The sequence below is a fragment of the Sphingobium sp. BS19 genome (assembly GCF_027925545.1).
Lineage (GTDB): Bacteria > Pseudomonadota > Alphaproteobacteria > Sphingomonadales > Sphingomonadaceae > Sphingobium.
Genome location: NZ_BSEF01000014.1, coordinates 36,347 through 61,804, shown reverse-complemented (window position 1 = coordinate 61,804; position 25,458 = coordinate 36,347). Strand labels below are relative to the sequence as shown.

Genomic DNA, 25,458 nt, shown 5'->3' with positions numbered 1-25,458 from the left:
GCCGCCCGTCAGTTTACCTGACGCTTTTCCAGTTTTCGTGCCAGCGTGCGGCGGTGCATGCCCAAGCGACGGGCGGTTTCCGAAATGTTGAAGCCGGCTTCCGCCAGCGTCTGGTGAATACGTTCCCATTCCAGCGTCTTGATGGAGGTCGGGCGCGTATCGAGAGGCGCGTCGACATCGCCGTCCGCCTTTTCGCCGGTGGCCTTGCGGAAGGCCTCTTCTATGTCGTCGGTGTTCGACGGCTTGGCGAGATAGTGGCAGGCGCCCAGCTTGATCGCTTCGACCGCCGTAGCGATGCTGGCGTAGCCGGTGAGAACGACGATCAGCATCGCGGGGTCATGGGCGTGGAGCGCCCGCACGCACAGCAGGCCGGACGCTTGCCCCAGTTTCAGGTCGACCACCGCGTAGCCCGGATCATGGTCCGCGAGCAGCGTCGTGAGTGCGTCGGGATCGGCGGCGGTCAGCACCGTGTAGTCGCGTCGTTCGAACGACCGGCGCAGGGTGCGCGCAAAGGCTTCGTCATCCTCGACAATTACGAGAAGGCGATCATCCTGCATCATGAGCATCCTTCACGTCTGCAAGCGCCAGTGCCGAGAGGGGGAGCGTAACGATCACTTCCGCGCCGCCCTGACCCCGGTTTTTCGCAGTGACGTCGCCGCCCAGCTTGCGCATCACATTGACGACGAGGAATAGTCCGAGGCCTGCGCCGGGGCGGCTCTTGGTCGAATAATAGGGTTTGCCGATATTGCTGAGAATATCCTGCGGGAAACCGGGGCCGGTATCGCGGACGGAGAGGCGCAGCGTGTCATCCTGCCGTTCCACCGTGAGGGCGATGCAGCCGGTCGAGGCTTCGGAGGCATTGTCGAGCAAGTTGCAGATGACTTGCTTAAGCGTGGTGTCGGACACGATCTCCACATCGTCGCCGAAGCGGTTGTCATAATGCAGATCGGCATAAGGCCGTGTGACGAGCCATTCGGCGACCAGCGTATCGAAATAGGCGTGAAGGCTCGTCGCCACCGACGATTCGCCCCGTGCGGCGCCGGCGGACAGGAGGATGCCGGTGACGATGGCTTTGCACCTTTGCACCTCCGCCTGCATTTCGGCAATTTCCTGCACCATGTCGGGGGTGTTCGCGATTTGCGGCATATGCTGCCAATCGTTGAGCGCGACCGAGAGCGACGAGAGGGGGGTGCCGAGTTCGTGCGCGGCGCCGGTGGCCAATAAGCCGATACGCACAATATGATCCTGCTCGACTGCCTGCTGTCGCATGTCGGCCAGATAGGCGTCGCGCGCGCGCAGGTTGCCACTGATTCGGGTGACGAACAGCACCAGCAGCACGGCCATCAGCGCAAAGCACACCCACATCCCCTGCACATGCAAGCCGAAGAGATTTTCTGTGTAGAAACGCGGTACTTCAAGCGGGCGATAGACGATCATCAGCAAGGCAAAGCAGAGACTGGTCGCGCCGACGATCACCCAGCTCGACCAGCGATCCAGCAGCACCGATCCCAGCACGACCTGTAGCAGAAAGAGGGAGACGAAGGGGTTGGTTGCGCCGCCACTCAGGAAGAGTTGCACCGTAAGCGCCGCCACATCGAGGAGCAGCGCAGCGAACAGTTCCGCATTGGCGATCCCGCGCCTTTTGCGCAGGACGCCCATGCTGACGATGTTGAGCGCGGCGAGGGCGAGCAGCAGCGCGAGCATCGGCACCAGCGGAAGGCGCACGCCCATGCCGAAATGCACGGCGAGGATCGTCGCGAGTTGTCCCGCCACGGCCAGCCAGCGGAGCTGGACAAGCTGCACCATGTTGCGATGCCCCGCCGCATCGGGCGACACGCGCGAGGCGACGCCGGACAAGCGACTTAGGCGTTTGGCAATAGGGTTGGGCGGGGTGCCGGTCATTCGGCTGGTTTAGACCCCTTGGCGCGGATACGCCATTCCTCCCGCCCGACGATAAATGCGCCGCCCAGCACCATCAAGGCGAGGCCATACCATGTGAGCGCATAGACGAGGTGGTTATCGGGGAAAGCGATGACGGTGAGGCCGCCGACTGGGGCGTCGGGCGCTTTCGTTGCATCGGCGTCGATGAAATAGGGGGCGACGTTCGGTAGGCCTTGGGTCGCGGCGATGGCGGCTGTGTCGCGGGAGTACCAGCGGTCCGCCGCCGGATCGTTGCGGCGCAGGAAGCCGCCGCCGGGTTCGGTGATGCGCAGGAGGCCGGTTACGGCGGTGACGCCTTCGATCCGGCTGTGGCGAGTGCGCTTTTCGGGGGGGACGAAGCCGCGGTTGATGAGGATGGTGTGGCCGTGGTCGGTGCGCAGCGGGGTCAGTACCCAATATCCACCACCCAGTGCCGTGGTGGCCTGCACATAGGTCTCGCGTGTATTGAGGTAGGTGCCGCGCACCGTCACCCGGCGGTAGGCGTCTTTTTCTGCGGTGACGGTTGGCCATGCTGCCGGTCCGGGCGCGGCAGTCGGCTGAGCATGTACCCGCGCATCGACTTGCGCGATCAGGGTATGTTTCCAGGCGCGGCGCTGCACCTGCCATGTGCCAAGCGCCACCAGTCCGACGAACAGCGCCAGCGCCAGCACGGCCAGCGCGCCGAGCGCCCAGGCCGGTCGGCGCGGGCGCGTCACGGGATCTGGCGCATGTCGGACGGTGACATCGGCATCATGTTGGTGCTGAGGTGATACATGACCCACAGCGTCCCGCTGAACGCGATACCGATCATTACGACGGTGAAGATCAGCGCCATGATCGTCCAGCCGCCCTCCGACTTGCCGGTCATGTGGAGGAAGTAGATCATGTGGACCACGATCTGCACCGCGGCGAAGATCATGATGGCATAAGCCGTCACTTGCTGCGGCAGGGTGCCGGTCATCACCAGCGCGAAGGGGATCGCGGTCAGGACGACCGAGAGCGCGAAGCCGATCAGATAGCCTTTGCGGGAGCCGTGGGCCTCGACGATATCCTCATGGTCGACATGGGTGTCGGTGCTCATCGCAGCATTCCCATCAGATAGACAAAGGTGAAGACGCCGATCCAGATGACGTCGAGGAAATGCCAGAACATCGACAGGCACATAAGCCGACGCGTGTTGGCAGCGATCAGACCGCGTTTCGCCACCTGTACCATTAGCGTCACCAGCCAGATCAGACCGAAGGTGACGTGGATGCCGTGGGTGCCGACCAGCGTGAAGAAGGACGACAGGAAGGCGCTGCGCTGCGGCGTGGCGCCTTCGTGGATCATGTGGCTGAATTCGTAGAGTTCGATGCTGAGGAAGGCGAGGCCGAAAAGGCCGGTGATCGCCAGCCACATCTGCGTCTGTCCGACTTTCTTGTCCTCCATCGCCAGCATGGCGAAGCCATAGGTGATGGACGAGAACAGCAGCATCGCAGTGTTGAGTGCGACCAGCGGCAAGTCGAACAGGTCGCGCGGGGCGGGGCCGGCGGCGTAGTTGGAACCGAGCACGCCGTAGCAGGCGAAGAGGATCGCGAAGATGAGGCAATCGCTCATCAGATAGATCCAGAAGCCCAGCATGGTGCTGGACCCTTCGGGATGGTCATGCTCTTCGCGGAGGTAGAATTCGACCGGTTCGTTCGGATCGACGGCGAGGGTGCGGCTGGACATTAGCGTGCCTCCGCCGTGAGCAGTTGGGTCCGCGCGGCTTCGGTGCGTTCCACGTCTGCGACCGGGATGTGATAGTCGCGCTTGTAAATGAACGTGTGGCCGATGGCAGTGGCGAGGATCGCAATGAAGCTGAGGCCCGCCAGCCACCAGACATACCAGACCATCGCCGCACCGAAGACGACGCTCAATGCCGAGATGATAACGCCGGTGCCGGTGTTGCTGGGCATGTGGATCGGGCGATAGCCGTCGAGCGGACGGGCGTAGCCGCGCGCCTTCATGTCGGACCATGCGTCATTGTCATGCACGACCGGCGTAAATGCGAAGTTGTATTCCGGCGGCGGTGAGGAGGTGGACCATTCGAGGGTCCGGCCTTCCCACGGATCGCCGCTGGTGTCGCGCAGCGCCTCGCGATTGCGGAAGCTGACGTAGAACTGGATGAGCATGCAGGCGATGCCACCGGCGATCATGAACGCGCCCAATGCTGCGATCTGGAACCAGATCTGAAGCGAGGGATCGTCGAACACGCGCAGGCGGCGGGTGACGCCCATCAGGCCGAGGATATAGAGCGGCATGAATGCGACCCAGAAGCCGATGACCCACAGCCAGAAGGACCGTTTGCCCCAGACGGGATCGAGCCGGAAACCAAGCGCTTTGGGCGCCCAGTAGTTGATACCGGCGAACAGGCCGAACAACACGCCGCCGATGATGACGTTGTGGAAATGCGCGATCAGGAACAGCGAGTTGTGCAGCACGAAATCGGCAGGCGGCACCGCAAGCAGCACGCCGGTCATCCCGCCGATCACGAAGGTCAGCATGAAGGCAATCGTCCACATCATCGGCAGTTCGAAGCGGATGCGGCCGCGGTACATGGTGAAGAGCCAGTTGAAGATCTTCGCGCCTGTCGGGATCGAAATGACCATCGTCGTGATCCCGAAGAAGCTGTTGACGCTGGCCCCCGATCCCATGGTGAAGAAGTGGTGGAGCCAGACGACATAGGCCAGGATGGTGATGACCACCGACGCATAGACCATCGAAGTGTAGCCGAAGAGGCGCTTGCCGGAGAAAGTCGAAGTGACTTCGGAAAACACGCCGAACAGCGGCAGGATGAGGATGTAAACTTCCGGGTGACCCCAGATCCAGATGAGGTTCACATACATCATCGGGTTGCCGCCGAAGTCGTTGGTGAAGAAGTTGGTGCCGACATAGCGATCGAGCGTCAGCAGTGCGAGGACGGCAGTCAGCACGGGGAAGGACGCGACGATCAGGATGTTGGTGCAGAGCGAGGTCCAGGTGAACACCGGCATCTTCATCATGCCCATGCCCGGCGCGCGCATCTTTACGATGGTCGCGATCAGGTTGATGCCCGACAGCGTTGTGCCGACGCCCGCCACCTGCAGCCCCCAGATGTAATAATCCACGCCGACGCCGGGGCTGTAACCGATGCCCGACAGCGGCGGATAAGCGAGCCAGCCGGTCGTCGCAAATTCGCCGACGAACAGCGACATCATGACGATGATGGCACCTGCGGTCGTCATCCAGAAGCTGAAATTATTGAGGAACGGGAAGGATACGTCGCGCGCGCCGATCTGCAGCGGGACGATGTAGTTCATGAGGCCCGTCACCAGCGGCATTGCCACGAAGAAGATCATGATGACGCCGTGCGCTGTAAAAATCTGGTCGTAATGATGGGCGTTCAGATAGCCTTCGGAGCCGTTGAAGGCCATTGCCTGCTGCAAGCGCATCATGATCGCATCGGCAAAGCCTCGTAGCAGCATGACGAGGCCAAGGATCATATACATGAGCCCGATTTTCTTGTGGTCTACACTGGTGAACCACTCTTTCCAGAGATAGCCCCAGACCTTGAAATAAGTGAGTGCCGCCAGCAGCGCGCCGCCGCCCAGCGCGACCACGACGAAGGTCGCGACGACGATGGGTTCGTGCAGCGGCAGCGCTTCGATCGTGAAGCGTCCGAAAATCGGGCTGACGGCCACGAAGTCGGCGGGATTCGGGGTTTCCATCGGGGTGACCATTTAGAGGTTCTTTGCAGCGTCGGTGGACGCGGAGGAGAGAAGCGCAGGACGCGAAAGGCCTGCGCCAATCAGGCCCCCGGGATCGGGGAGCGGAACGGGGCGGTCATGTTTCGCCGCCAGCATCGCCTTTGCGTCGCCCGGCGTACAGAGCGCGGCGACGTAACCCGCATTGGTGCCGAGTACCGAGCCACGGCGCGCATATTTGTCATAAGCGAGTGGGCGAACATTGTGGACGGCGGCCATGCCCAGTCCGCCCTTGGCATCGATATGCATCATTTCGTTCATGCACATCTTGCCCGGTTCGACGCACATATTGAGTGCCGCATCATACAGCCCTGCTTCGACACTGGCGAAGCGCTGAACGGGGACATTCTCGCTGGGTTGTTCCAGCTTGAGATAGGCGGCGCGGTCCAGTGCGGATTTACCGGACTTTACGCCCGACACCCACTTGCCGAAATCGGCGTTCGAAAGCCCGTGGAAGCGGAAGCGCATACCGGAGAAGCCCGCGCCGCTGTAATTGGCGGAGAAGCCTGCATAATCGCCCGGCTTGTTGATGACGGCGTGGAGTTTCGTTTCCATGCCCGGCATCGCGTAAATCTGTCCGGCGAGCGCAGGGATGTAGAAGGAGTTCATGACCGATGACGAGGTGATACGGAACATGATCGGGCGATCCACCGGTGCGGCCAGTTCATTGACCGTCGCGATGCCATATTCGGGATAGAAGAACAGCCATTTCCAGTCGAGCGCAACGACCTGCACCTCCAGCGGTTTGCCCAAGACTTGCGTCGGGCGGCTCGCATCGAGGCGACCAAGGGGGCGATATGGGTCGAGGATATGCGTCCCCACCCAAGTCAGCGCGCCGAGGCAGATGATGATCAGCAGCGGCGCGGCCCAGATGATGAGTTCGAGCTGGGTCGAGTGGTCCCAGTCCGGCTCGTAGCGCGCTTCCTTGTTCGCGGCGCGATACCGCCATGCGAAAAGAACGGTCAGTGCCATGACGGGCAGGATGATGAGCAGCATCAGTCCAGTCGAAATCAGCACCAGATCGCGTTGCTGCATCGCAACATCGCCAGAGGGGCTGAGGACAACCGCGTCACATGCGCCAAGCAGCGCCAGTAACGGCAGGGCCAGAAAAACACGATGCGGGCGGGAGAAAGGGCCGGCAAATGAGAGCGATGTGCGCATTGCAGCCTCCTAGGCCTCTGCCTTCCCGCATGACATTGGACATTTTGTCCCATCCCTTCGCAGGTGCAAACATGCTAAAGTGGGTGCAACCTCAATAATATCCTCCTTGTTGCCCGCCTAGATCATATGGGGGTGACAGATCAGCGAGCATTGCCTTCGATGACAGCCGGAAGTGCCCCTACGTCCTCTACCCGCAGCCCGAACCTCGGTTCGCGTGAGATCGAGCGCGATGCGCGCGCCATCAACGACGGTACGATAGCCCCGGGCGAAATAGCCATCGGCGTGGTGATCGGGCGCACATCGGAATTTTTCGACTTCTTCGTCTATGCCATCGCTTCGGTGCTGGTGTTTCCGGCGCTGGTGTTTCCCTATGTCGACAGGCTGACGGGGACATTCTATTCCTTTGCGATCTTTGCGCTGGCGTTCATCGCGCGGCCGGTCGGCACGTTGATCTTCATGTGGGTGGACCGCGAATATGGGCGCGGGGTGAAGCTTACCATCGCGCTGTTCCTGCTGGGCGGATCGACAGCGGCGGTGGCGTTCCTGCCAAGCTATGCGGTGTTCGGCGTGGGGTCCGCGCTGTTGCTGGCGCTGTTCCGGCTGGGGCAGGGCGTGGCACTGGGCGGCGCATGGGATGGGTTGGCTTCGTTGCTGGCGCTGAACGTACCGGAGGGCAAGCGCGGCTGGTACGCCATGATCCCCCAGCTTGGGGCGCCGCTGGGCCTGATCGTCGCGAGCGCGCTGTTCGCGTTTCTGGTGAGCGCGCTTTCGGCGGAAGATTTTCTCGACTGGGGATGGCGCTATCCGTTTTTCGTGGCGTTCGCGATCAACGTCGTGGCGCTGTTTGCGCGGCTGCGCATCGTATCGACGCCCGATTATGCCGAACTGTTCGAAAGCCGCGAGTTGCAGCCTGCGCCAGTCATCGAAACGGTACGCAGCGAAGGGCGCAACATCGTCATCGGGGCGTTCGCGCCGCTGGCCAGCTTTGCGCTGTTCCATATGGTCACGGTGTTCCCGCTGTCCTGGGTGTTCCTGTATACCAAGGAAAGCCCGGCGCGCTTCATGGTGATCGAGATCATCGGCGCGGTGTTCGGCATTCTGGCGGTGATTGCGTCGGGCCTGATCGCGGACCGTGTCGGGCGGCGCTATCTGTTGGGCGTGACGGCTGCTGCGATTGCCGTGTTCAGCGGTTTCGCGCCACAATTGCTGGATGGCGGGTCCGCAGGGGAAGTCGTCTTCATGGTCGGCGGGTTCATCCTGCTCGGCCTGTCGTTCGGTCAGTCTTCGGGCGCGGTCAATTCCAATTTCCCGACGAGCCATCGCTATACCGGAGCGGCGCTGACGTCCGATCTGGCGTGGTTGTTCGGTGCAGGCTTTGCGCCTTTGGCGGCGTTGTGGCTGGCGAGCAGCTATGGGTTGCTGGCGGCGGGCGGTTATTTGTTGTCGGGTGCGCTGGCCACGCTGGTGGCGCTGGGTATCAATAAGGAACTGGCGCGCAAGATCAGCTAGGCGGCGCGGCGCGCGAGACGTTGCAATTTCGGGCGTATCTTCAGGAACTGGCGGTAGAGGCGTTCCAGCGCGGCGAGGGCGAAGCGGTTGCGGGCGAGGAGTCCGAGCGGGCGAAGTAGCGGGATAGCGCGCCACATGGCTGCGAATGCCGCAGCGCCCGATAGCATCACGCCATCCTCCTGCGCGTGAAAGCGGGCCAGCAGCGCGTCGCGGTCGATAGGGCAATCCGTCGCTTCTGCCGCAACATCTACGAAGTCTATCGACCCGCGCTTGTCCAGCCGCTGCATCAGCGCGATTTCGCGGCGACACAGCGGGCATTGCCCATCGAACCAGACTGTCAGCGTCGCCATGTCGCCAATATGGGGATGCTGTTGCGCCGCCACCAGCGGCGAGAGATTATTTCGACAGCTTCACTTTGGGTGCATCGGCGAAAGGCTTGATCCCGAAATAGCCGTAGATTTCGCTGGGATAGAAAACGGTGCCGTTCTTCACGACCATGCGGATGCTCTTGATGGCCTTGATGTCCTTTACCGGATCGCCCGCGATCAGGAAGAAGTCGGCCAGCTTGCCGCGTTCGATGGAGCCGAGCGACTGATCCTGACCCATGTAGCGCGCCATATCGAGCGTGGCGCGCGACAGGATCTGCGCCGGGGTCATCCCGAATTTCTGATAGAGTTCCAGCTCCCGATGATAGGTAAGCGCGCCGCCGGTGTCGGTGCCGGGTACAATGAACGCCCCGCGATCATTCAGGATCTTGAGCGTTGCGATGATTTGATCGAAAGCCGCGCGATAGGCTTTGTCATCGCCGGGGGCAGAGGTGTCGATCCAGGCTTGCTTCATACCGCGTTGCGTACCCACGGGCATATTGGAGATGTAATCGGCGGCACCCGGCGGAATTTGGCCGTCGCGATTCTGGGTCAGGGCTTCGTGGATGCCGACGGTGGGGTCGATGGCAATCTTCTTGTCGATCAGCGTGTTGATCGTTTTCTGGACCGGCGCGCTGTTTAGATCGAGTGCGGGGAGCCGCTTGAGCGCTGTCAGACGCAGAAGCTGGCGGGTGTCCTCGCCGTCTTTCAGCACCCAGCCCAGCATGAACTGGTTGATGTGCGTCATTTCGTCATAGCCCGCGGCCATCATCGCGTCGGCGGTCGAGAAAGCCGGGACATGGCCTGACACGCGCAAGCCGAGGCGATGGGCTTCGGCGACCATTGCCGGCACCCATGCTGGGTTCATGCTGTTGTAGATCTTGATCTGCCAGAAACCGCGCGCGGCGTACCAGCGGACGGCGTCGATGGCTTCGGCCTCGCTCGCAACGACCTTGCCATTGTTGGCGCTGTAGGGGCTTTTGCCTTCGATGAAACCGCTGCGCACGATGCGGGGTCCGCCGATGGTGCCGCTGTCGATCCGCTTGATCAGCGTGTCGAGCACGGCATCGTCATTGCCCATGTCGCGGACCGTAGTGATGCCCGCCGCCAGATTGAGCAGCGCGTCGTCCTGCCCGATGTGACCGTGCATTTCGTACATGCCGGGGACCAAAGTGCCGCCCGCGCCGTCGATGGCGACTTCGCCAGGCGTCGCAGGACTATCGAGCGGCTCGACGGCGGCGATGCGGTTGCCGGATATAAGCACGGACCTGGCTTCGGTCAGCGTGCCGGTCTTCGGATCGAACAAACGGACGTTACGGATGCGGACGGGGGCGCCATAATCATGCGCAGTGGTTTTCTGGATGTCGACATAGCGTTCGGTCGACAGCTTTTCTGCGATGTCACGCAGCCGCGCCTCTTCCTTCTCGTAACCGGCACGCAGAATGACGAATTCGGGGGTCATGAACGCGAACAGCGCATTGTCGCCGTCCAGCAGCATATAAGTTGGCGTCAGATCGATGCCCGACAGCGTGTAGGTAGTGACCTGCACGGGGCCGCCCTTGCCATCGACCGTCAGGCCAGCGCCCTTTGTGAGCGTAAGCGTGCCGCCGGGTAGCGCGGGAAGTTTGCCATCTGCATCCTTGAGGAGCGCGCGGGCATAGACGCCGAGCGCCCAGGGACTGGCGCTTTGGCCGACATAAAGGCTGGGTTCCTTGACGGTTGCTTTGCCGGGACCGGTCGAATCGACCCATTGCGCGGACTTGCCCTTCAGCGTGAAGCGTTCATCGACCTTGCTGCCGAAGGTCGTCGTGCCTTTGATCGTCCAGGCGGTGGGGAGGCCGTTCGCGTCCGTCGTCAAGGTTTCGGCCATGGTCGGCCCGCGACCGTTGTTCTTGTAATCGAAATCTATCGCGGTAGTGGCGCTGCCGTTTGGCGCCTTTGTCGTATCGGTCTTCACATGGCCGACATTCTTCGCGCCGAAAATGACGCTGAATGTTTCCTTTTGCGCCAACGCCGTTGCGGGCAGAAGGGCGCTGGACAGGAGGAGAAGAGAGGCGAAGCGGCGCGGTGCCGTGCGGAGGGTTTTGCTCATCGTCATGATAAAGCATGCCGTTAGGCGCGCGTAAAGGCAGCGTTACAGCATCGGTGGGGGAGGCGCTCAGCTCTGGACGATGCCTGCCGGACGTTGACCCAATATGATGCTGGCCAGCAAGGCACTGTTGCGGTCGAAATGATGGCCGCCCGGCACCACGTAGTTCTGCGCTACGCCGCGGGGAATTGCGGGGCATGCGCTGTCGCTTTCGGCCACGCCGCGTATGCAGCGGATCGTCATGCCGTGAAGCGCCGCGACGGCAGGCACGGTCGGCAAGGCCTGCGCGGAGGAGACATTGAGCCAGCTACTCAGATGGAACTGAAAATCGGCAGTCGGGCTGAGACCGAGCAGCGATATGCTGGCAATGCGGCTACGGGTTTGCGGGTTCAGCGCGCCGACGATGTGCGGTAACGTGTCCGCGCCGAAGCTGTAGCCGATCAGCAGCACCTTTGGCCGATGCCAGCGCTGGGCGAAGCTGGCGACGACTTGGTCGAGGTCCGCTGCGGCGCCTGATGGGGTGCGCTGGCTCCAGAAATAGGAGAGGCTGTCGACGCCGACGACGGGGATGCCCGCACTGGCAAGATGCTGGGCCACGTCGCGGTCGATCCCGACCCAGCCGCCGTCGCCCGAATAGATGACGGCCATCGTGTCGGCATTGCCGCCCGGTCTGGCTGGCACAGTTGATGGCACGATGGTGAGCGGCATGTCGGGCAGGGCAAGCGGCCCTGCGGCGATGGGTGCAGGCAACATGCGGTCGATTTCGCTGCGCAACTGGGGCAGCCAGTGGGCGGTGACGGCAAAGCCGTGGCCAACCTTGGGCAGCTCGACATAACGGGCGTGGGGGATGGCCGACACGAACCGGCGCGCGGCGGACGGGCTGACGACGGCGTCGGCCTGCCCCTGCAATACCGTCCAGGGCACCTTGATCCGCTTGCCGGGTGCGAACATCCAGCCCTTGGTGGGCCGCGTGATCGGGTGTGCGACGAAGCCGGGCGCGGCGCACCAGTGCTTGTGGCCGGGCAGGTCGGCGCTGAACCCGATGGACAGCACACCGCGATAACCGCCATTGGGCCACTGCGCGAGGCTGGCATAAGCCACGGTCGCGCCCGCCGAATAGCCCACGACAATCGGCTTCATATAGGCGCGAACGGCCATGCGATGCTGAACATCGCGAGCCAGATCGACGAGCGGGTAGTTCGGATCGATGCACTTCGCCTTGTTCTGTTCAAGGGTCTGCATCAGCGAAGGCGTCGATACCCCGGCTACCAGCAGCCCCTGATCGGCAAGGGCATGGGCAAGGACCGTCGCAGGGCGGTCCCATCCGCCATCGCCCGACAGGAACAGAACGACGCCGTGCGGCCCATGTGCCGGGCTATAGACATGCACCGTTCCGAACGGTGCCAAGCGATAGCGACTTTCGCGCACGGCGGGGGGAGCGGCAACAGCCGATTGCCATGCTGCTCCGCCTGCGCAGGACAGGCTGAGCAGCATGGCGGCGGCGATACGAATGTGACGGTAGAGGCCCATGGCAGAATGTCCCTGTTAGGCCATCCTTTTAGCGCGGGCGCCTGTACGGTCGTTTGTCCGCAGCATGACATAAATGTCATCTTGCCTTGGTCAGGCCGGAACCTTGGCAGAGATCAGCGCCTGCAAATCGATAAGCGCTCGACCAAAGGATATCCCCTGCGGCCCGGCGACGAAGCAAGGTACCCATTCGGGAGAGAATTTGTCCTTGTACGCCCGCAGCCCCTCGAAGCCGTAAAGCGATTCGCCGTGGCGGTAGAGCAGGGAGCCGAGCTTCGACCAGAGCGGGGCAAGCCGCCGCGCTTCCAGCCCGGAAAGCGGCGCGACGCCCAGATTGAAGCAGCGATAGCCGTTGGCCTGTCCCCATTGCATCAGGCGCACGAACAGAAAATCCATCGTGCCATAGGGCATGTCTTCTTCATGCCGCATCAGATCGACTGACAGTTCGCTCTTGTCTTCGGCTGCCCAGATATTGGCGAACGCGACGATACGCTCCCCCTGCCGCACCACCGCGCAGTCGAAGCGGGACATGTAGGCATTGTCGAAACGACCGACGCTGAATCCCTTTTCGCGATGTCCTTTGGCCTGCAGCCAGTGTGTCGAAATGTCCGACAGGGTGCCCAATATGGCTGGGAGGTCTGCCGCTGCGACAACTTCGAACGTCGCGCCATCGCGTAAAGCGCGGCGTTCGGCATAGCGCAGCGGCTTGGCAGCGGGGCCGTTGAGCGTGAAGGTGGCAAGATCGACGCGCGCTTCCTCTCCATATTTGACGATCTGGAGCCCGAGCTCGACCGCGAGCGGCAACGTCTCGGCGCTGATCTGATAGAGCAGGAGAGGTCCCTGCGCGGCATCCGCCCGTTCTCGCAAACGCCACAAAAGGTCGCTCCATTCGGCGCGCGCACCGACAGGATCGCCCATCACGATCCAGCTATGGCCGCGGATCTGATACATGACGAAGCATTGCCCCGTGGACGAGACCAGGAAACGCTTGTCGCCGGTAAAGGCGAGTTGCGCGTTCGTATGCTGGGCAAGAGCAATGGCCTGGGATGTCGGCTGGTTCGATGCATCGACCGGTTCAGGTTCGGGAGCCACGGGGCGGAAAAGCTGCCAGTAAGCGACGGCGGCTGTCATAACGGCAACGGCGAAGCTGGCGCGCAGGAAGCGGGACGCATCGCCCCGCTGGGCAAAGCGCCACCACAGGTCCGTCTGATAATCGACATGCTTGTATGCGAAAAAGCCGATCCAGATCGACACGCCCAGAGCGACCGCGACCGTCGCCAGCCAGCCGGGCGTCAGCGCTTCGCTCGTCAGGTGGGTGCGGCGATAGAAAGCGGGGCGAGTCCATTGTAGCAGCGCTGTGATCGCCAGCATCACGCTCGCTTCCTCGAAATCCAGCCCCTTGAGCAGAGAGAAGCCTGCGCCTGCCAGAAGCAGCGTGCGTGTCAGCCAAAAGGCACCATCAAGGCGGCGGTACAACCCTGCAGAGAGCAGCAGCAGCGCCGCCCCGACAAGACTCGCGGCCATGTGCGAGGCTTCCACGAAGGGAAGCGGCAAGACGCGATAGAGTGTGAGCATGCGCCCGGGCACGGCGGGGAGCGATCCCGACACGAGCAGGACCAATCCGCCAAGGAACACCAGTGCGGCGATCATCGTGGGGGACAGGCCCGACGCGACGATATGCACGCCGCGCACGGTCCGCGCGATCGGCTTGTGCCACCGTCGCCCTTCCTGAAATGCAACGAGCGCGATGGCGACGACGAGCGGCGCGATATAGTAGATCAGGCGGTAGGCGAGCAACGCGGCGACCAGTTCCGGTCGGTTGGTCGATGGCAATGCAGCCAGCATGACAGCTTCGAAAATGCCGATGCCGCCGGGCACATGGGTCACGAGCACCGCGATGATTGCCAAGGTGTAGCCCATGAAGAACAGGGGCCATATGCTGGCATCGGCGCCCGGAACCAGCACGAACAGCGCCGCGCTTGCCGCCGCCAGATCGACGGCTGCAACCCCGATCTGGGCAATGGCAATGGGCGCGCGGGGTAAGGGCAGCGATAGTTTTTTGAACCGGACATGCCGTCCTGCCCTGCCGAGCCAGACGATGAAGCCCACGATCAGGACGAGTATCGCCACGGCTATGATTTGCACGCCTGCTGGCGACATGCCGAAGAGCGAAATGCTTTTCGGTGCCATTGCCAGCATCAGCGCGGCGAGGGTGATAACCCCACCCCAGAAAGTGCCGCTGGCGATGGTGACAACCCGTGCGACATCGCCGACTCCAAGGCCCGCAGCGCTGTAGACGCGATAGCGTGCCGATCCGCCGGTGAGCAGCGAGAGGCCAAGATTGTGGCTGAGCGTGTAGCTGGTGAAGGAAGCGAAAGCCGCCGTCCGGTAAGGCAGGGGGCGTCCTATCGCAATCAACGCCAGGACATCGTAAAGCGTCAGCGCGAGGTAGCTGACCCCTGCAAGCAGGATCGACAATAGCAGTTGCCGGGGGCTGAGTGCATGCCAGGCCGCACGCACATCACGCAAATGGACTTCATCGAGCAAATGGTCGAGCGCGAGAAAACCAAGCGCTGCAAGAGCAAGCACGCCAGCGACCGCCAGTTGCGTTCGATAACGCTGTATCCAGAGCTTCATCGCACTATCCCCGTTCACGCCCCCACCCGGCGCCAAACCTGGCTCTTGCACAGCCAGCCATGCAAGATACAGCCTGAAATCTTCAGACGATTGGGGTCGAGCTGCTGAATCGTCGAATAATAGGTTTCGCCGCGATCGGGCACATAGACCCGTCCGGTCCACTTGCCATTGCCCGTCAGCTTATATTCCTGCAGCAGTTCGGTGCCGATCAGCGTGCTGACCCCCGCGTCCTTGGCATCGGCCGTCGCTGTCGGGCTGGCCCAACTGACCCATCCGCACAGACGTTCCTGACATGGCCCGGCCTTTACCGCGACGGTGCCATGGGGGTTCATCCATGTGCCGGATGCCAGCGCCATTGCGTCAGCGGGCTGGGCTATGGCGGGTGACAGCCCGAGCAGGGCGGCAGCAAAACTGGTGGCCATCGCGAATGCGCGTTTGGGGTTCATGTGCATGGGAGCCTCTAGGAATGCGTCGTCGTCTCAACACCCGAGCGCCGCATGGCGTCCGTGAGCTGGCGATAGACGGCTGTCGAATTGTAATGGAGGGGGTGGCCGCCGGGCAGTCCAACGACGTGGGCATTGGCCTGATGCAGAAGCGGGCAGAGGCTGGCGCTTTCTTCCCTGCCGTACACGCACAGCAGGGGCACCCAGTCGATCCGTTTGGCCGTGGGCCATGCGGGTTCTTCGTTCATGGCGAAGGTGAAGATTTCACTGGGCGATGCGCGAAACTCGACCGTCGCGCCCGGCACGATCAAAGCGACCATAGCGATGTTGCGGCGAAGATCTGGTGCCAGTCCGGCGAGGGCGACGTCCAACATGTCTGCGCCGAAGGATTGTCCGATCAGGACCAGTTTACGGGGATGAAACGCAGCGTCTGCCTTGCCAATGGCGGTCGTCAACAAAGCCGTCGCCTCTGCCGGGGTGCGCGTCGTGCGGAAATAACTCAGCGAGTTGACGCCGACGACGGGAATGCCGTCCGCTGTCAATCGCTTGGCGATCTGCGGCCCCATTCCCACGCGAAAGCCCATATCGCCAGAAAGGATGATGGCAGCGACATCGCGTCGCGCAGGCGCGGTGGGGCGGATGGTGGTGAACGGATCGCTACTGAGGTAACCGAGATAGAAAAAGCCGATGAGCGCAGCGACGAGCAAGCTGACTATCGCGATGCCGACACGGCGGATGCTTTGGCTTTTCATGGGGCACGTCCTTCCGTTCGACTGATGCGGCTTTACCACCCGGCTTGGTCTGTGCGGTGACGCCAAGATGAAAGTTTTTTCATGTGGCCGTCAGTCCTGCGTGACCGGCCTGCGCGTAGATCATCGACATGAATCGCACGCCGGATATGGGCCGTTGGCTCGCTGCATTGGTGCTCTCTGCCAGCCCGCTGGCATTGGCAGGGCGCGTCGGTCGTTTGCACGCCGTATCCGCCGCTGCGCCCGAACCCGTCGGCCTGACTCTGGCCGACGGGCGGCGGGACAGCGCCATCGTCACCAGCCTGCGCAGCGACGGCCCTGCCGAGCGCGGCGGCCTGGCGGTGGGCGATGAGGTGCAGGCGGTGGATGGCCATCGCGTGCGCGGGGCAGCGTCGGTGCGGCACGATTTGCGCCATGCCCAACACTGCAATGTCGCGATAGATTTGCGTCGCGGCGGTCGTCCGCTTGTGGCAACAGTGGGTCGCTGCGGCCGAACGACCGGGTAAGAGGAACGCGACGCGATGGGGCGGAAAATATTGGTGGTCGAGGACGATCGCACCACGGCTGAATTCATTTTGAAAGGCCTGGCCGAGCATGGCCATGTCGGCGATCATGCGGCGACAGGCCGCGATGGCCTCTTCCTTGCCACGGATGGCGGCTATGACGCGATTGTGCTGGACCGGATGTTGCCCGGCATGGATGGCATGGGTGTGTTGCAGGCGCTGCGCGCGGCGGGGATCGAAACGCCCGTGATCTTCCTGTCCGCGCTGGGATCGACGGACGACAGGGTTGCGGGGCTGACCGCAGGGTCGGACGATTATCTGGTCAAGCCGTTCGCTTTTGCCGAGCTGCTGGCGCGGCTCGAACTGCTTATGCGGCGACGGGGTAGCGGCACGCCGGTCGAAACGGTTCTCACCTCTGGAACGCTGGCCATGGACCTGTTGAAGCGCCACGTGAAACGCGGCGACCGACCGCTCGACCTGCAACCGCGCGAGTTCCGCTTGCTCGAATATCTCATGCGGCATGAGGGGCAGGTAGTGACGCGCACCATGTTGCTGGAAGGCGTGTGGGATTATCACTTCGATCCCGGAACGAATGTCATCGACGTCCATATCAGTCGTCTGCGCCGCAAGGTGGATGGCGAGGGTGATCTTACGCTGATCCATACCGTGCGCGGCGCGGGATACAGGCTGGGCGGGTGAGCGCTGCTGTAATGGCGCTTTGGGATCGTGTGACACGATGGCTGCGCTCCTCTCATGTGCGGTTTCTGGGTCTCATCCTGCTGCTTGAATTGCTGTTCGGGGCGGCGGTGATGCTATCGGTGACGCAGTTGATCCGCGCCGAACTGGACGCAGCGGACAGCGATCTGGCAGGGCAGTTGCATAGCGATCTGGCGGCTGTGGCGCGGGAACAGGGGATCGAAGCGCTCGCGCGAATGATTGCCGCGCGCGTTGCCGACGACAGCGATGAAGTGATTCTGCTGAGTCGCCCCGATGGCAGGCGGATTGCCGGTAATCTCAGCACATGGCCGCCTGTCGTTCCGCCGGCTACCCGCTGGACAACGGTGGACCTGTATCGCACGGGTGACGATCAGCCGGGCCAGTTCGGCATATTGGCCGCGCGCCTGCCCGGTGGCGTGCGGCTGTTGGCGGGGCACCGCGTCGACGAAAGCGCTCAGTTCCGGCAAAGGGTCGAAAGCGCGCTAACGACCGCGCTCTGGATGGCCCTTCCGTTGGCATTGGCTGGTGCGTGGTTCGCGGTGCACATCATAGATCGGCGAATTGAGCGGATCGTGCTGACGGCGGGGCAAGTGCGTGCAGGCGACATTGCCCGCCGCGTGCCACTGGATGGATCGGGCGACAGTTTCGATCAACTGGGCGGCGCGATCAACGGGATGCTGGACCGGATCGGCGGGCTGCTATCCGAATTGCGATTGCTGACGGATAGCATGGCGCATGATCTGCGTTCACCGCTGACCCGGCTGCGCGCGCGGATCGACCGGGCGATGCTAAGCGACGATCCTGAAGCGTTGCGCGGTGCGATCGAGGGGATCGGGCGCGAGGCGGATCAATTGCTGGCGATGCTGACGACGGCGCTGGAAATCAGCAGGGCCGAAGCGGGTATCGGGCGGGATCGCTTTTCGGGTGTGGATCTGGCCGAAGCACTGACCGATCTGGCTGAGCTGTACGAGCCTCTGGTCGAGGATGGCGGGCGGCAGTTGGTGCTGGCGATCACTGCGCGTCCTGTCGTGCAAGCGCATCGCGAATTGCTGGGTCAGGCCGTGTCCAACCTGATCGACAATGCGCTGAAATATGGGGCGGGGCGGTTGACGCTCTCTCTAAGCCAGGACGCCGAAGGGGTCGTGATCGCCCTGAGCGACGAAGGGCCGGGGATTCCGCCAGAGCGGGAACGTGAAGCGACCCGCAGGTTTGGGAGGCTGGATGCGGCGCGTAGCGAAAGCGGCGCAGGCCTTGGCCTGTCGCTGGTAGCCGCTGTCGCGCAATTGCATGGGGGAACGATGCGGCTGGTGCGGGGCAACGGCACCTTTGCCGTGGAAATGTGCCTTCCGGCCTGAACCGGGGAAGTCAAGATGTTCAAACGATCGCGGCACGCTTCGGAGCACGCCTTGGGGGCCGTGCCGCGATCGCCTGAACCCCATGCGGTTAGTTAGCCGCGGGGGTGGCCGTGGTTGTCGTTACGGTCTTTTTCGTGACCTTGGCTGCCTTCACCGGCTTCGCTTTGTGGTGCTTGACGGCGGTGTGCTGCTTGACGGCCGTGGTCTTGGGGGCGGCAGTCGCAGCCGAAGCGATCATCGGGGTGGCAATGGCGGCAACGGCAACGAGGCCGGACAGGATCATGCGGTTGTTCATAATAAACTCTCCATCAAAACAGGCGGCCCATCGTGGATCGCACAGCCCTTATGAAGCATCCCGTCAGTCGGCACGCTGACGGCTGAATGAACTTTTTGACATGTTCCGGCGCGCGGTCAGTGATCGGATGCGGCGTGCGCCCCTATCCCGGTTTCGGAACGAATGCGCTGTGCATCATATCCCGCCTTGTCGATGGCAGCGCGCGGGCCGGTGTCGAGCCGCGAGATGAGCCAGATCGCGATGAAACCGGCAGGCACCGAGAAGATCGCGGGCGATGAATAAGGGAAAGGCGCGTTTGCCAGCCCCAGCACCTTTTCCCAGATTGCAGGGGACAGCACGGTCAGGACGAACGCCGTCAGCAAGCCGATGGCACCGCCCCATGCCGCGCCGCGCGTGGTGCAGCCTTTCCACAGCAGCGACAGGATCAGCACCGGGAAGTTGCCCGAAGCAGCAAGCGCGAAGGCTAGGCTGACCATGAACGCCACATTCTGCTTTTCGAATGCGATCCCCAGCGCCACGGCAACGATGCCGAGCGCCAGCGTCGTGATGCGCGAAACCTTCAGTTCCTCCGCCGATGTCACCGCGCCTTTGCGAATCACAGTGGCATAAAGATCATGGCTGACCGCCGATGCGCCGGAAAGGGTGAGGCCCGCCACGACCGCAAGGATGGTCGCAAAAGCGACAGCGGAGATGAAGCCAAGGAACAGGTTGCCGCCAATGGCGTGCGCCAGATGCATCGCCGCCATGTTGCCACCGCCGCGCAACGCGCCGTCCGCATCCAGATAGGAAGGATTGGTCGCCACCAGCACGATTGCGCCAAAGCCGATGATGAAGATCAGAATATAGAAATAGCCGATCCATGTCGTTGCCCACAGCACCGACTTGCGCGCTTCCTTCGCATCCGGAACGGTGAAGAAGCGCATCAGGATATGCGGCAGGCCCGCGGTGCCGAAGATGAGCGCGAGACCCAGCGACATGCCGGAAATAGGATCCTTGATGAAGCCCCCCGGCCCCATGATGGACAGACCTTTGGCGGCCGCGTCGGTAGCGTCGGCGCCACCGGCGGCGGCAAGCTGCGTCTTGACCTGCACCGCGCGGGCGAAGAGGGCCTCGGGCGAAAAGCCGAATTGCGCGAGGACGGATATCGCCATGAAGGTCGCGCCGGACAGCAGCATCACTGCCTTGATGATCTGCACCCATGTCGTTGCGCGCATACCGCCGAACAGGACGTAGAGCATCATCAGTACGCCGACGATCACGACAGCGTAGCTGTACGGCAATCCGAACAGCAATTTGATGAGCTGCCCAGCGCCGACCATCTGCGCGATGAGGTAAAAGGAGACGACCAGCAAGGTGCTGCCCGCCGCGAAGCTGCGCACCGGCGGCTGGGCAAAGCGATAGGAGGCGACATCGGCAAAGGTATATTTGCCGAGGTTACGCAGCCGTTCGGCCATCAGGAACAGCAGGATCGGCCATCCGACGAGGAAGCCCGTGGAGTAGATCAGCCCGTCATAGCCATCGACGAAGATCTGGGCGGAAATGCCGAGGAAGGACGCAGCGGACATATAGTCGCCTGCCATAGCAAGGCCGTTCTGAAAGCCGGTGATGCCGCCGCCTGCGGTATAGAAATCGCTGGCGGTCTGGGTTCGGGCGGCAGCAACCTTCGTGATCCAGAGCGTCAGGAGGACGAACGCGCCGAACATGGCGATGGCGACCCAGTTGATGGGTTGCTGCTGCATATCGCCGGTCAACGCATCGGCAAGCGCCGGGGCAGGGGCAATGAGCAGGGCGGCAGCGATGAAACGCCGCTTCATGCGCTCACTTCCGCCACGATCAACGCCAGTTCGCGATCGTACACGGTATTGCACCGCCAGACATACAGCCCCGTCAGTGCTATGGCGAACAGGATGAGGCCCATGCCGATGGGTACGCCGATGGACGTGACTCCCGTGCCGATGGGCGATGCCATCCATTGCTTTTCAAACGCCATCAGCAGGGTGAACACGGTGAACGCCCCCAGCATGATTGCCGCCAGCAACCAGCCAAGTCGGGACCGGCGCCGCACCAGCGAATGATAATGCGGGCTGGCATCCAGCCTGCCGATGATATCCTCTGCCACGCTCAGTCCCCTGGTTCGATGCTTTGTCATGCGTTGCCACGGTAGGACCATATGTCCGGGTAGCCAACAAGCGATCAAGGCGTTAAGGGGCTGCGCATGAACCGGCGGGGGGCCATCGGCGCACAAGCGCGACACCAGTGGATACTGGCGGTGCTGCTGCTTGCGATGTTTGCGCGCTTGCTGGTGCCTGCGGGCTGGATGCCGTCCACCGATGTCGGCCGGGGTTACACGATTACATTGTGTACCGGGTCTGGCGCGATGGCGGCCTGGGTCGATGCCGATGGCACGGTTCGCAAGAACAAGCCTGCGACCAGCGACCGTACCGATCAGCCCTGCGCCTTTGCCGGGTTCCTCAATATCGTCGCGCTGGCCGATCCGGTCGGGCAGGCCGTACGCTTTGTCCTGTTCGTTCTGCCGCAGGGCGTGCTGCCCATCGTCAGCGTGGCGATCGGGCGCGGTCTTGCCGCACCGCCGCCACCGCCTACCGGACCGCCCGCCATCCTCTGACACATTTGGCCCTGCGTGACGCGGGGCGCTTTTTGTTTCCAGAGGATATTTCCATGAAGAATTTTGCTCGCGCCCTTGCCGGCGCGTCGTTGCTTGCCGTTCTCGTTTCCACGCCCGCCTTTGCCGATGAAGCAAATGCACATGGCCCCATCATTGTTACGGCCGAGCGCATTCTGGCCGAAGCGCAGGCGCAAGCCGCGCGCACGCCGGGGGGAACCGATGTCGTGGCGGCGGAAGACTATAAGGACAAGGCCGCCGTCAACCTGCGCGATGCGCTGGGCTTTTCGCCGGGCGTTTATACGCAGCCGCGTTTCGGGCAGGAAGTGCGTGTGTCGATCCGCGGTTCGGGTCTGTCGCGTGGATTCCACATGCGTGGGCTGACGCTGTTGCAGGACGGCATTCCGATCAACCTTGCCGACAATAATGGCGACTTTCAGGAACTCGACCCCACCATCTTTCAGCATCTGGAAGTGTATCGCGGTGCCAATGCTTTGCGTTTCGGCAGCGCGACCTTAGGCGGTGCAATCAATGGCGTGACGCCGACTGGACGGACGGCGCCGGGCGTTACGCTGCGCGTCGACGGCGGGAGTTTCGATACATTTCGCGGGCTTGCCACCGTGGGGTATGCCGATGATCGCGCAGATGTATGGGTTGCCGTCGCAGGCGATACCTCCAGCAGTGACCGCCAGCATGGCGACCGACATGCGTTCCGGTTCAACGGCAATGTCGGCCTGCGCCTGACCGACCGAATCGAAACGCGCTTTTATGCCAGTGCACAGACGATCCGGCAGGAACTGGCCGGTGCGCTCAACCTCGCAACGGTGCTGAGCAAGCCTGAAACCGGGAATTTCGTCGGTAACCAGAAGCGCGATATCGATTCGCTGCGTCTGCAGAACCGCACGCGCATTTCCATCGGTGACACAGGGACGCTGGATGTCGGTGTCTTCCTGAACCAGAAGTCGCTTTTCCATCCGATCTTTCAGGTGATCGATCAGGATTCTACCGATTACGGCGTCTATGGCCGCTATGAACAAAGCTGGGATCGGGTGGCGCTGACTGCCGGTGCGACGAGCCGCTGGGGCCGGGTCAACGCGTTGCAATATACCAACGTCAATGGTCGAGCAGTCGGCGCGCCGAAGGCCAGTGCGCTGCAGACCGCGCGGACGACAGACATATATGGCGAGGTACGCGTCGCGCCGATTGCGGACCTGTGGCTGATCGCGGGCGGCGTGTATATCGACGGTCGGCGGACTGTCGACAATCGCCTTAATCCGCTGGCTAGCGATGGCGAGAGCTTCTCCGAATTCACGCCCAAGTTCGGCGTGCTGTATCAACCTTCCGCCGCCATTCAGCTTTATGCCAATTACAGCCGGTCGGCCGAGTTGCCCGGTTTCAGCGAACTGGCCGCAGCGCAGCCCAATCCGGGCTTCGTAGCGTTGAAGCCGCAGACGGCATGGACCGCCGAGTTCGGCACGCGCGGTAAGGTGGGCATTGCGTCCTGGGATGTCAGCTTCTACCGCGCCGACCTGAAGAAAGAGCTGCTGCAATACTCCGTGGTGCCGGGCGTGATTCCCGTCTCCACGTTCAATGCAGGCAAGACGCGGCATCAGGGGATCGAGGCGGGGTTGGACCTTGCATTGATGCCTTGGGCGACCTTGCGTCAGGTCTATACCCTGTCCGACTTTACCTTCCGCAACGATGTGCAGTTCGGCAACAACCGCCTGCCCGTGATCGCGACGCATCTTTATCGTGCGGAATTGCGGCTGGGGACGGAGGCATTCAAGGTCGCGCCCAATCTTGAGTGGGTGCCGCGTGCGGCTTATGCGGATTACTCGAACACCGTTCGCCCAGATGGCTATGTGTTGTTCGGCCTGACTGCACATGCAGAAGTTATGCCTGGCGTTACGCTGTTCGCCGATGCGCGCAATCTGACAGGTAAAAAGGCGGTGGGCGATATTTCGGCTGTCGTCACGGTGACACCTAATCCCGTTGCTGGCCAGCCGAGTACGCAGGCGCTTTATTACCCTGTCGAGCGTCGGGCATTCTCGCTCGGCGTCCGGGCAGCGTTTTAAAGGAAGGGCGAGTCATGGACAGCAGATCCTTTTATCGGACTGTGTGGCGCTGGCATTTCTATGCCGGGCTGATCGTTATGCCCGTGCTGCTGTGGCTCGCCACGACCGGCGCGCTCTATCTCTACAAGCCGGAGATCGAGCGCGCTTATTATGGCGGATGGACGCAGCGACACCTGGCCGGTCCGCCGGTCAGCCTCGCGCAGATTGCCCGCAATGTCGAAATCCAGACGCATGGCAAGGTGACCCGGATCGAGCGGCCAGCCGATCCGGGCGAAAGCTGGCGCGTCGGCGTGGCGATGCCGGACGGTGCAAAGCGCACGGCCTTTGTCGATCCGGCAATGGGTCTGGTGCTCGGTTCCATGAACGGTGGCGGGTTGATGGAGACCGTGAAGGAACTGCACAGCCTCGCGATCACAGGACCGGTCGGCAATAGGCTGGTGGAGATCGTGGCGGGGTGGGCGATTCTGCTTTGTATCACGGGCTTCATCCTGTGGTGGCCGCGTGGGACCAATCGCGCGCTGGCTCTGCGCGGTTCGCCCAGACACCGCCGGTTCTGGCGGGATTTCCATGCGTCCATAGGCGCGCTGGTCGGCGGCGTGCTGCTGTTCCTCGCGCTGACGGGTATGCCGTGGTCGGGCGTGTGGGGCGGATGGTTGCGCGATGGCGTGAATGCGGCAGGCTTGGGCCGTCCTGCCGCGCCGGTCCCGTCAGCGAGCGAACATGCCGATCATGAAACGACGCAGACGTTGCCCTGGTCGATGCGCGATGGGGCCATGCCGATGGCGCATCATGCTCATGCGATTGGACCCGACCGGGTTGCGGCAATCGCGGCGGGGCGGGGGATGGTCGGTGCGCTCAGCCTGTCGTTCCCCAAAGCGCCTGGTGCGCCGTGGGTCGCGACCGTTCCGGTAACGCGGGTGCAGGACAGCCATGTGCTGTTCGTCGATCCCGCCGACGGGCGCATATTGCAGGACGCGCGCTTTGCCGATTTCGGCGCGGGTGCGCAGGGTATCGAATGGGGCATCTACACCCATCAGGGCCAGCAATATGGTGAGATCAATCGTCTGATCATGCTGGCCGGATGCGTCGGCATATGGTTGCTGGCAGCATCGTCGCTGATGCTGTGGTGGCAACGCCGTCGCGATGGTCGTCTGTCGGCCCCGCCACGCGCCGTTCCCGAGCATGGGATGAAAGGCGTTGCGACGGCCATGCTGGCAATCGGTGCGCTGTTCCCCCTTACGGGGGCGACGATGGTAGTGGCGTTGGTCGGTGAGAAGCTGTTGCGGAAAGACGCCGCGGCTTAACGGGCGAAGCCGTGCATCCGGCGGCTCCACTGGAACGCAATCACGGCGGCCTTCGCCGGTTGGATGAGGGCCGCCGCCAGCACCAGCGCCAATATCGGCCACAGGAAAATCTGCACGCCCATCGGCACGCCCAGATGCACAGTCTCGATCATGATGGGCACGAGAATGTGGCCGAGCAGAATGATGACGATATAGGATGGGAAGTCATCCGCCTGATGCTGGTCCCACGCTGTCCCGCAATGGCTGCAAGCCGTAACGGGCTTCAGGAACCGTCCGAACATCTTGCCTTCGCCACATGCAGGGCACCGATTGCGGAGGGCGCGGAGCAGCGCCGGGCCGAAGGGGCGGGCCGGATCGGCAGGCAGGTTGTTCTGAGGCATGTTACCTAGATAGGGGCGAACGCGGAAAGTCGCAACGTTGCC

Annotated in this window: 24 protein-coding genes; 7 read left to right on the top strand and 17 right to left on the bottom strand. The window is 62.7% G+C overall.

The annotated features are described in order from the left end of the window. Positions 1-8 precede the first annotated feature (8 nt). The 7 genes from QMG56_RS16330 to cyoA are packed head-to-tail and all read right to left on the bottom strand — an operon-like array spanning position 9 to position 6,845. The gene (locus tag QMG56_RS16330; RefSeq protein WP_281823425.1) at positions 9-557 is read right to left on the bottom strand and encodes a response regulator transcription factor; all 549 of its coding nucleotides are present in this window, start codon (positions 555-557) and stop codon (positions 9-11) included. Next, positions 547-1,902 (bottom strand): ATP-binding protein, encoded by a 1,356-nt coding sequence (locus QMG56_RS16325; RefSeq protein ID WP_375713713.1) that lies wholly within the window; start codon positions 1,900-1,902, stop codon positions 547-549. The genes QMG56_RS16330 and QMG56_RS16325 overlap by 11 nt, the downstream gene beginning before the upstream one ends. Further along, positions 1,899-2,636 (bottom strand): SURF1 family protein, encoded by a 738-nt coding sequence (locus QMG56_RS16320; protein WP_281823354.1) that lies wholly within the window; start codon positions 2,634-2,636, stop codon positions 1,899-1,901. The genes QMG56_RS16325 and QMG56_RS16320 overlap by 4 nt, the downstream gene beginning before the upstream one ends. After that, positions 2,633-3,001 (bottom strand): cytochrome o ubiquinol oxidase subunit IV, encoded by a 369-nt coding sequence (cyoD, locus tag QMG56_RS16315; RefSeq protein ID WP_281823353.1) that lies wholly within the window; start codon positions 2,999-3,001, stop codon positions 2,633-2,635. The genes QMG56_RS16320 and cyoD overlap by 4 nt, the downstream gene beginning before the upstream one ends. Continuing rightward, complete coding sequence (cyoC, locus tag QMG56_RS16310; RefSeq protein ID WP_230186500.1) at positions 2,998-3,630, bottom strand: cytochrome o ubiquinol oxidase subunit III; 633 nt, start codon at positions 3,628-3,630, stop codon at positions 2,998-3,000. Before cyoC ends, cyoD begins: the two co-directional genes overlap by 4 nt. Then, positions 3,630-5,648: a cytochrome o ubiquinol oxidase subunit I gene (cyoB, locus tag QMG56_RS16305; protein WP_281823352.1), complete on the bottom strand. Its 2,019-nt coding sequence runs from the start codon at positions 5,646-5,648 to the stop codon at positions 3,630-3,632. Before cyoB ends, cyoC begins: the two co-directional genes overlap by 1 nt. Before the next feature lie 12 nt (positions 5,649-5,660). After that, a complete protein-coding gene (gene cyoA / locus QMG56_RS16300) occupies positions 5,661-6,845 on the bottom strand; it encodes a ubiquinol oxidase subunit II (RefSeq protein WP_230186502.1) in 1,185 nt (394 codons plus the stop codon). A gap of 159 nt (positions 6,846-7,004) precedes the next feature. On the opposite strand from cyoA, the gene QMG56_RS16295 reads away from it, so the two are divergent. Next, a complete protein-coding gene (locus tag QMG56_RS16295) occupies positions 7,005-8,354 on the top strand; it encodes an MFS transporter (RefSeq protein ID WP_230186503.1) in 1,350 nt (449 codons plus the stop codon). On the opposite strand, the gene QMG56_RS16290 is transcribed toward QMG56_RS16295, so the two are convergent. From QMG56_RS16290 to QMG56_RS16265, 6 genes are all read right to left on the bottom strand, one after another. Beyond that, positions 8,351-8,704 carry a DUF393 domain-containing protein gene (locus QMG56_RS16290; protein ID WP_281823350.1) on the bottom strand — a complete coding sequence of 118 codons (354 nt, stop codon included), beginning with the start codon at positions 8,702-8,704 and terminating at the stop codon, positions 8,351-8,353. The two genes, QMG56_RS16295 and QMG56_RS16290, sit on opposite strands and share 4 nt — an antisense overlap. Positions 8,705-8,750: 46 nt before the next feature. Next, complete coding sequence (locus tag QMG56_RS16285) at positions 8,751-10,811, bottom strand: amidohydrolase family protein (protein WP_281823349.1); 2,061 nt, start codon at positions 10,809-10,811, stop codon at positions 8,751-8,753. 66 nt (positions 10,812-10,877) lie between these two features. Beyond that, the gene (locus tag QMG56_RS16280) at positions 10,878-12,338 is read right to left on the bottom strand and encodes an AcvB/VirJ family lysyl-phosphatidylglycerol hydrolase (RefSeq protein WP_281823347.1); all 1,461 of its coding nucleotides are present in this window, start codon (positions 12,336-12,338) and stop codon (positions 10,878-10,880) included. A 90-nt stretch (positions 12,339-12,428) separates the two neighbouring features. Continuing rightward, on the bottom strand, positions 12,429-14,972 hold the full coding sequence (gene mprF / locus QMG56_RS16275) for a bifunctional lysylphosphatidylglycerol flippase/synthetase MprF (protein ID WP_281823345.1): 2,544 nt from the start codon (positions 14,970-14,972) through the stop codon (positions 12,429-12,431). A gap of 14 nt (positions 14,973-14,986) precedes the next feature. Then, positions 14,987-15,418, bottom strand: coding sequence for a DUF2147 domain-containing protein (locus QMG56_RS16270; RefSeq protein WP_281823343.1), 432 nt, complete (start codon positions 15,416-15,418; stop codon positions 14,987-14,989). 14 nt (positions 15,419-15,432) lie between these two features. After that, on the bottom strand, positions 15,433-16,167 hold the full coding sequence (locus QMG56_RS16265; protein WP_281823341.1) for an AcvB/VirJ family lysyl-phosphatidylglycerol hydrolase: 735 nt from the start codon (positions 16,165-16,167) through the stop codon (positions 15,433-15,435). Between the two features lie 128 nt (positions 16,168-16,295). On the opposite strand from QMG56_RS16265, the gene QMG56_RS16260 reads away from it, so the two are divergent. Genes QMG56_RS16260 through QMG56_RS16250 form a run of 3 tightly spaced genes read left to right on the top strand, consistent with a single transcriptional unit; the run spans position 16,296 to position 18,739 of the window. Continuing rightward, positions 16,296-16,670: a PDZ domain-containing protein gene (locus tag QMG56_RS16260; RefSeq protein ID WP_230186510.1), complete on the top strand. Its 375-nt coding sequence runs from the start codon at positions 16,296-16,298 to the stop codon at positions 16,668-16,670. A gap of 15 nt (positions 16,671-16,685) precedes the next feature. Further along, positions 16,686-17,366 (top strand): response regulator transcription factor, encoded by a 681-nt coding sequence (locus tag QMG56_RS16255; RefSeq protein WP_230186511.1) that lies wholly within the window; start codon positions 16,686-16,688, stop codon positions 17,364-17,366. Beyond that, positions 17,363-18,739 (top strand): HAMP domain-containing sensor histidine kinase, encoded by a 1,377-nt coding sequence (locus tag QMG56_RS16250; protein WP_230186512.1) that lies wholly within the window; start codon positions 17,363-17,365, stop codon positions 18,737-18,739. The genes QMG56_RS16255 and QMG56_RS16250 overlap by 4 nt, the downstream gene beginning before the upstream one ends. Before the next feature lie 88 nt (positions 18,740-18,827). Here the strand turns inward: QMG56_RS16250 and QMG56_RS16245 are convergent, their stop codons facing one another. The 3 genes from QMG56_RS16245 to QMG56_RS16235 all read right to left on the bottom strand — a co-directional run bounded on the left by QMG56_RS16245 (position 18,828) and on the right by QMG56_RS16235 (position 21,153). Beyond that, positions 18,828-19,034 (bottom strand): hypothetical protein, encoded by a 207-nt coding sequence (locus QMG56_RS16245; protein ID WP_281823337.1) that lies wholly within the window; start codon positions 19,032-19,034, stop codon positions 18,828-18,830. A 116-nt stretch (positions 19,035-19,150) separates the two neighbouring features. Then, positions 19,151-20,848, bottom strand: coding sequence for a cation acetate symporter (locus QMG56_RS16240; protein WP_281823335.1), 1,698 nt, complete (start codon positions 20,846-20,848; stop codon positions 19,151-19,153). Then, on the bottom strand, positions 20,845-21,153 hold the full coding sequence (locus tag QMG56_RS16235; protein ID WP_281823333.1) for a DUF485 domain-containing protein: 309 nt from the start codon (positions 21,151-21,153) through the stop codon (positions 20,845-20,847). The genes QMG56_RS16240 and QMG56_RS16235 overlap by 4 nt, the downstream gene beginning before the upstream one ends. 96 nt (positions 21,154-21,249) lie before the next feature. Here QMG56_RS16235 and QMG56_RS16230 point away from each other — a divergent pair, with 96 nt between their 5' ends. From QMG56_RS16230 to QMG56_RS16220, 3 genes are read left to right on the top strand one after another with little or no spacing between them, the layout of a single operon-like run. After that, on the top strand, positions 21,250-21,660 hold the full coding sequence (locus QMG56_RS16230; protein ID WP_281823332.1) for a hypothetical protein: 411 nt from the start codon (positions 21,250-21,252) through the stop codon (positions 21,658-21,660). 53 nt (positions 21,661-21,713) lie between these two features. Then, the gene (locus QMG56_RS16225; protein WP_281823331.1) at positions 21,714-23,732 is read left to right on the top strand and encodes a TonB-dependent receptor domain-containing protein; all 2,019 of its coding nucleotides are present in this window, start codon (positions 21,714-21,716) and stop codon (positions 23,730-23,732) included. A gap of 14 nt (positions 23,733-23,746) precedes the next feature. Then, positions 23,747-25,036 carry a PepSY domain-containing protein gene (locus QMG56_RS16220; protein ID WP_281823330.1) on the top strand — a complete coding sequence of 430 codons (1,290 nt, stop codon included), beginning with the start codon at positions 23,747-23,749 and terminating at the stop codon, positions 25,034-25,036. Here QMG56_RS16220 and QMG56_RS16215 read toward each other — a convergent pair. Next, positions 25,033-25,416, bottom strand: coding sequence for a DUF983 domain-containing protein (locus tag QMG56_RS16215; RefSeq protein ID WP_230186519.1), 384 nt, complete (start codon positions 25,414-25,416; stop codon positions 25,033-25,035). The genes QMG56_RS16220 and QMG56_RS16215 overlap by 4 nt on opposite strands. Between the last annotated feature and the right edge of the window lie 42 nt (positions 25,417-25,458).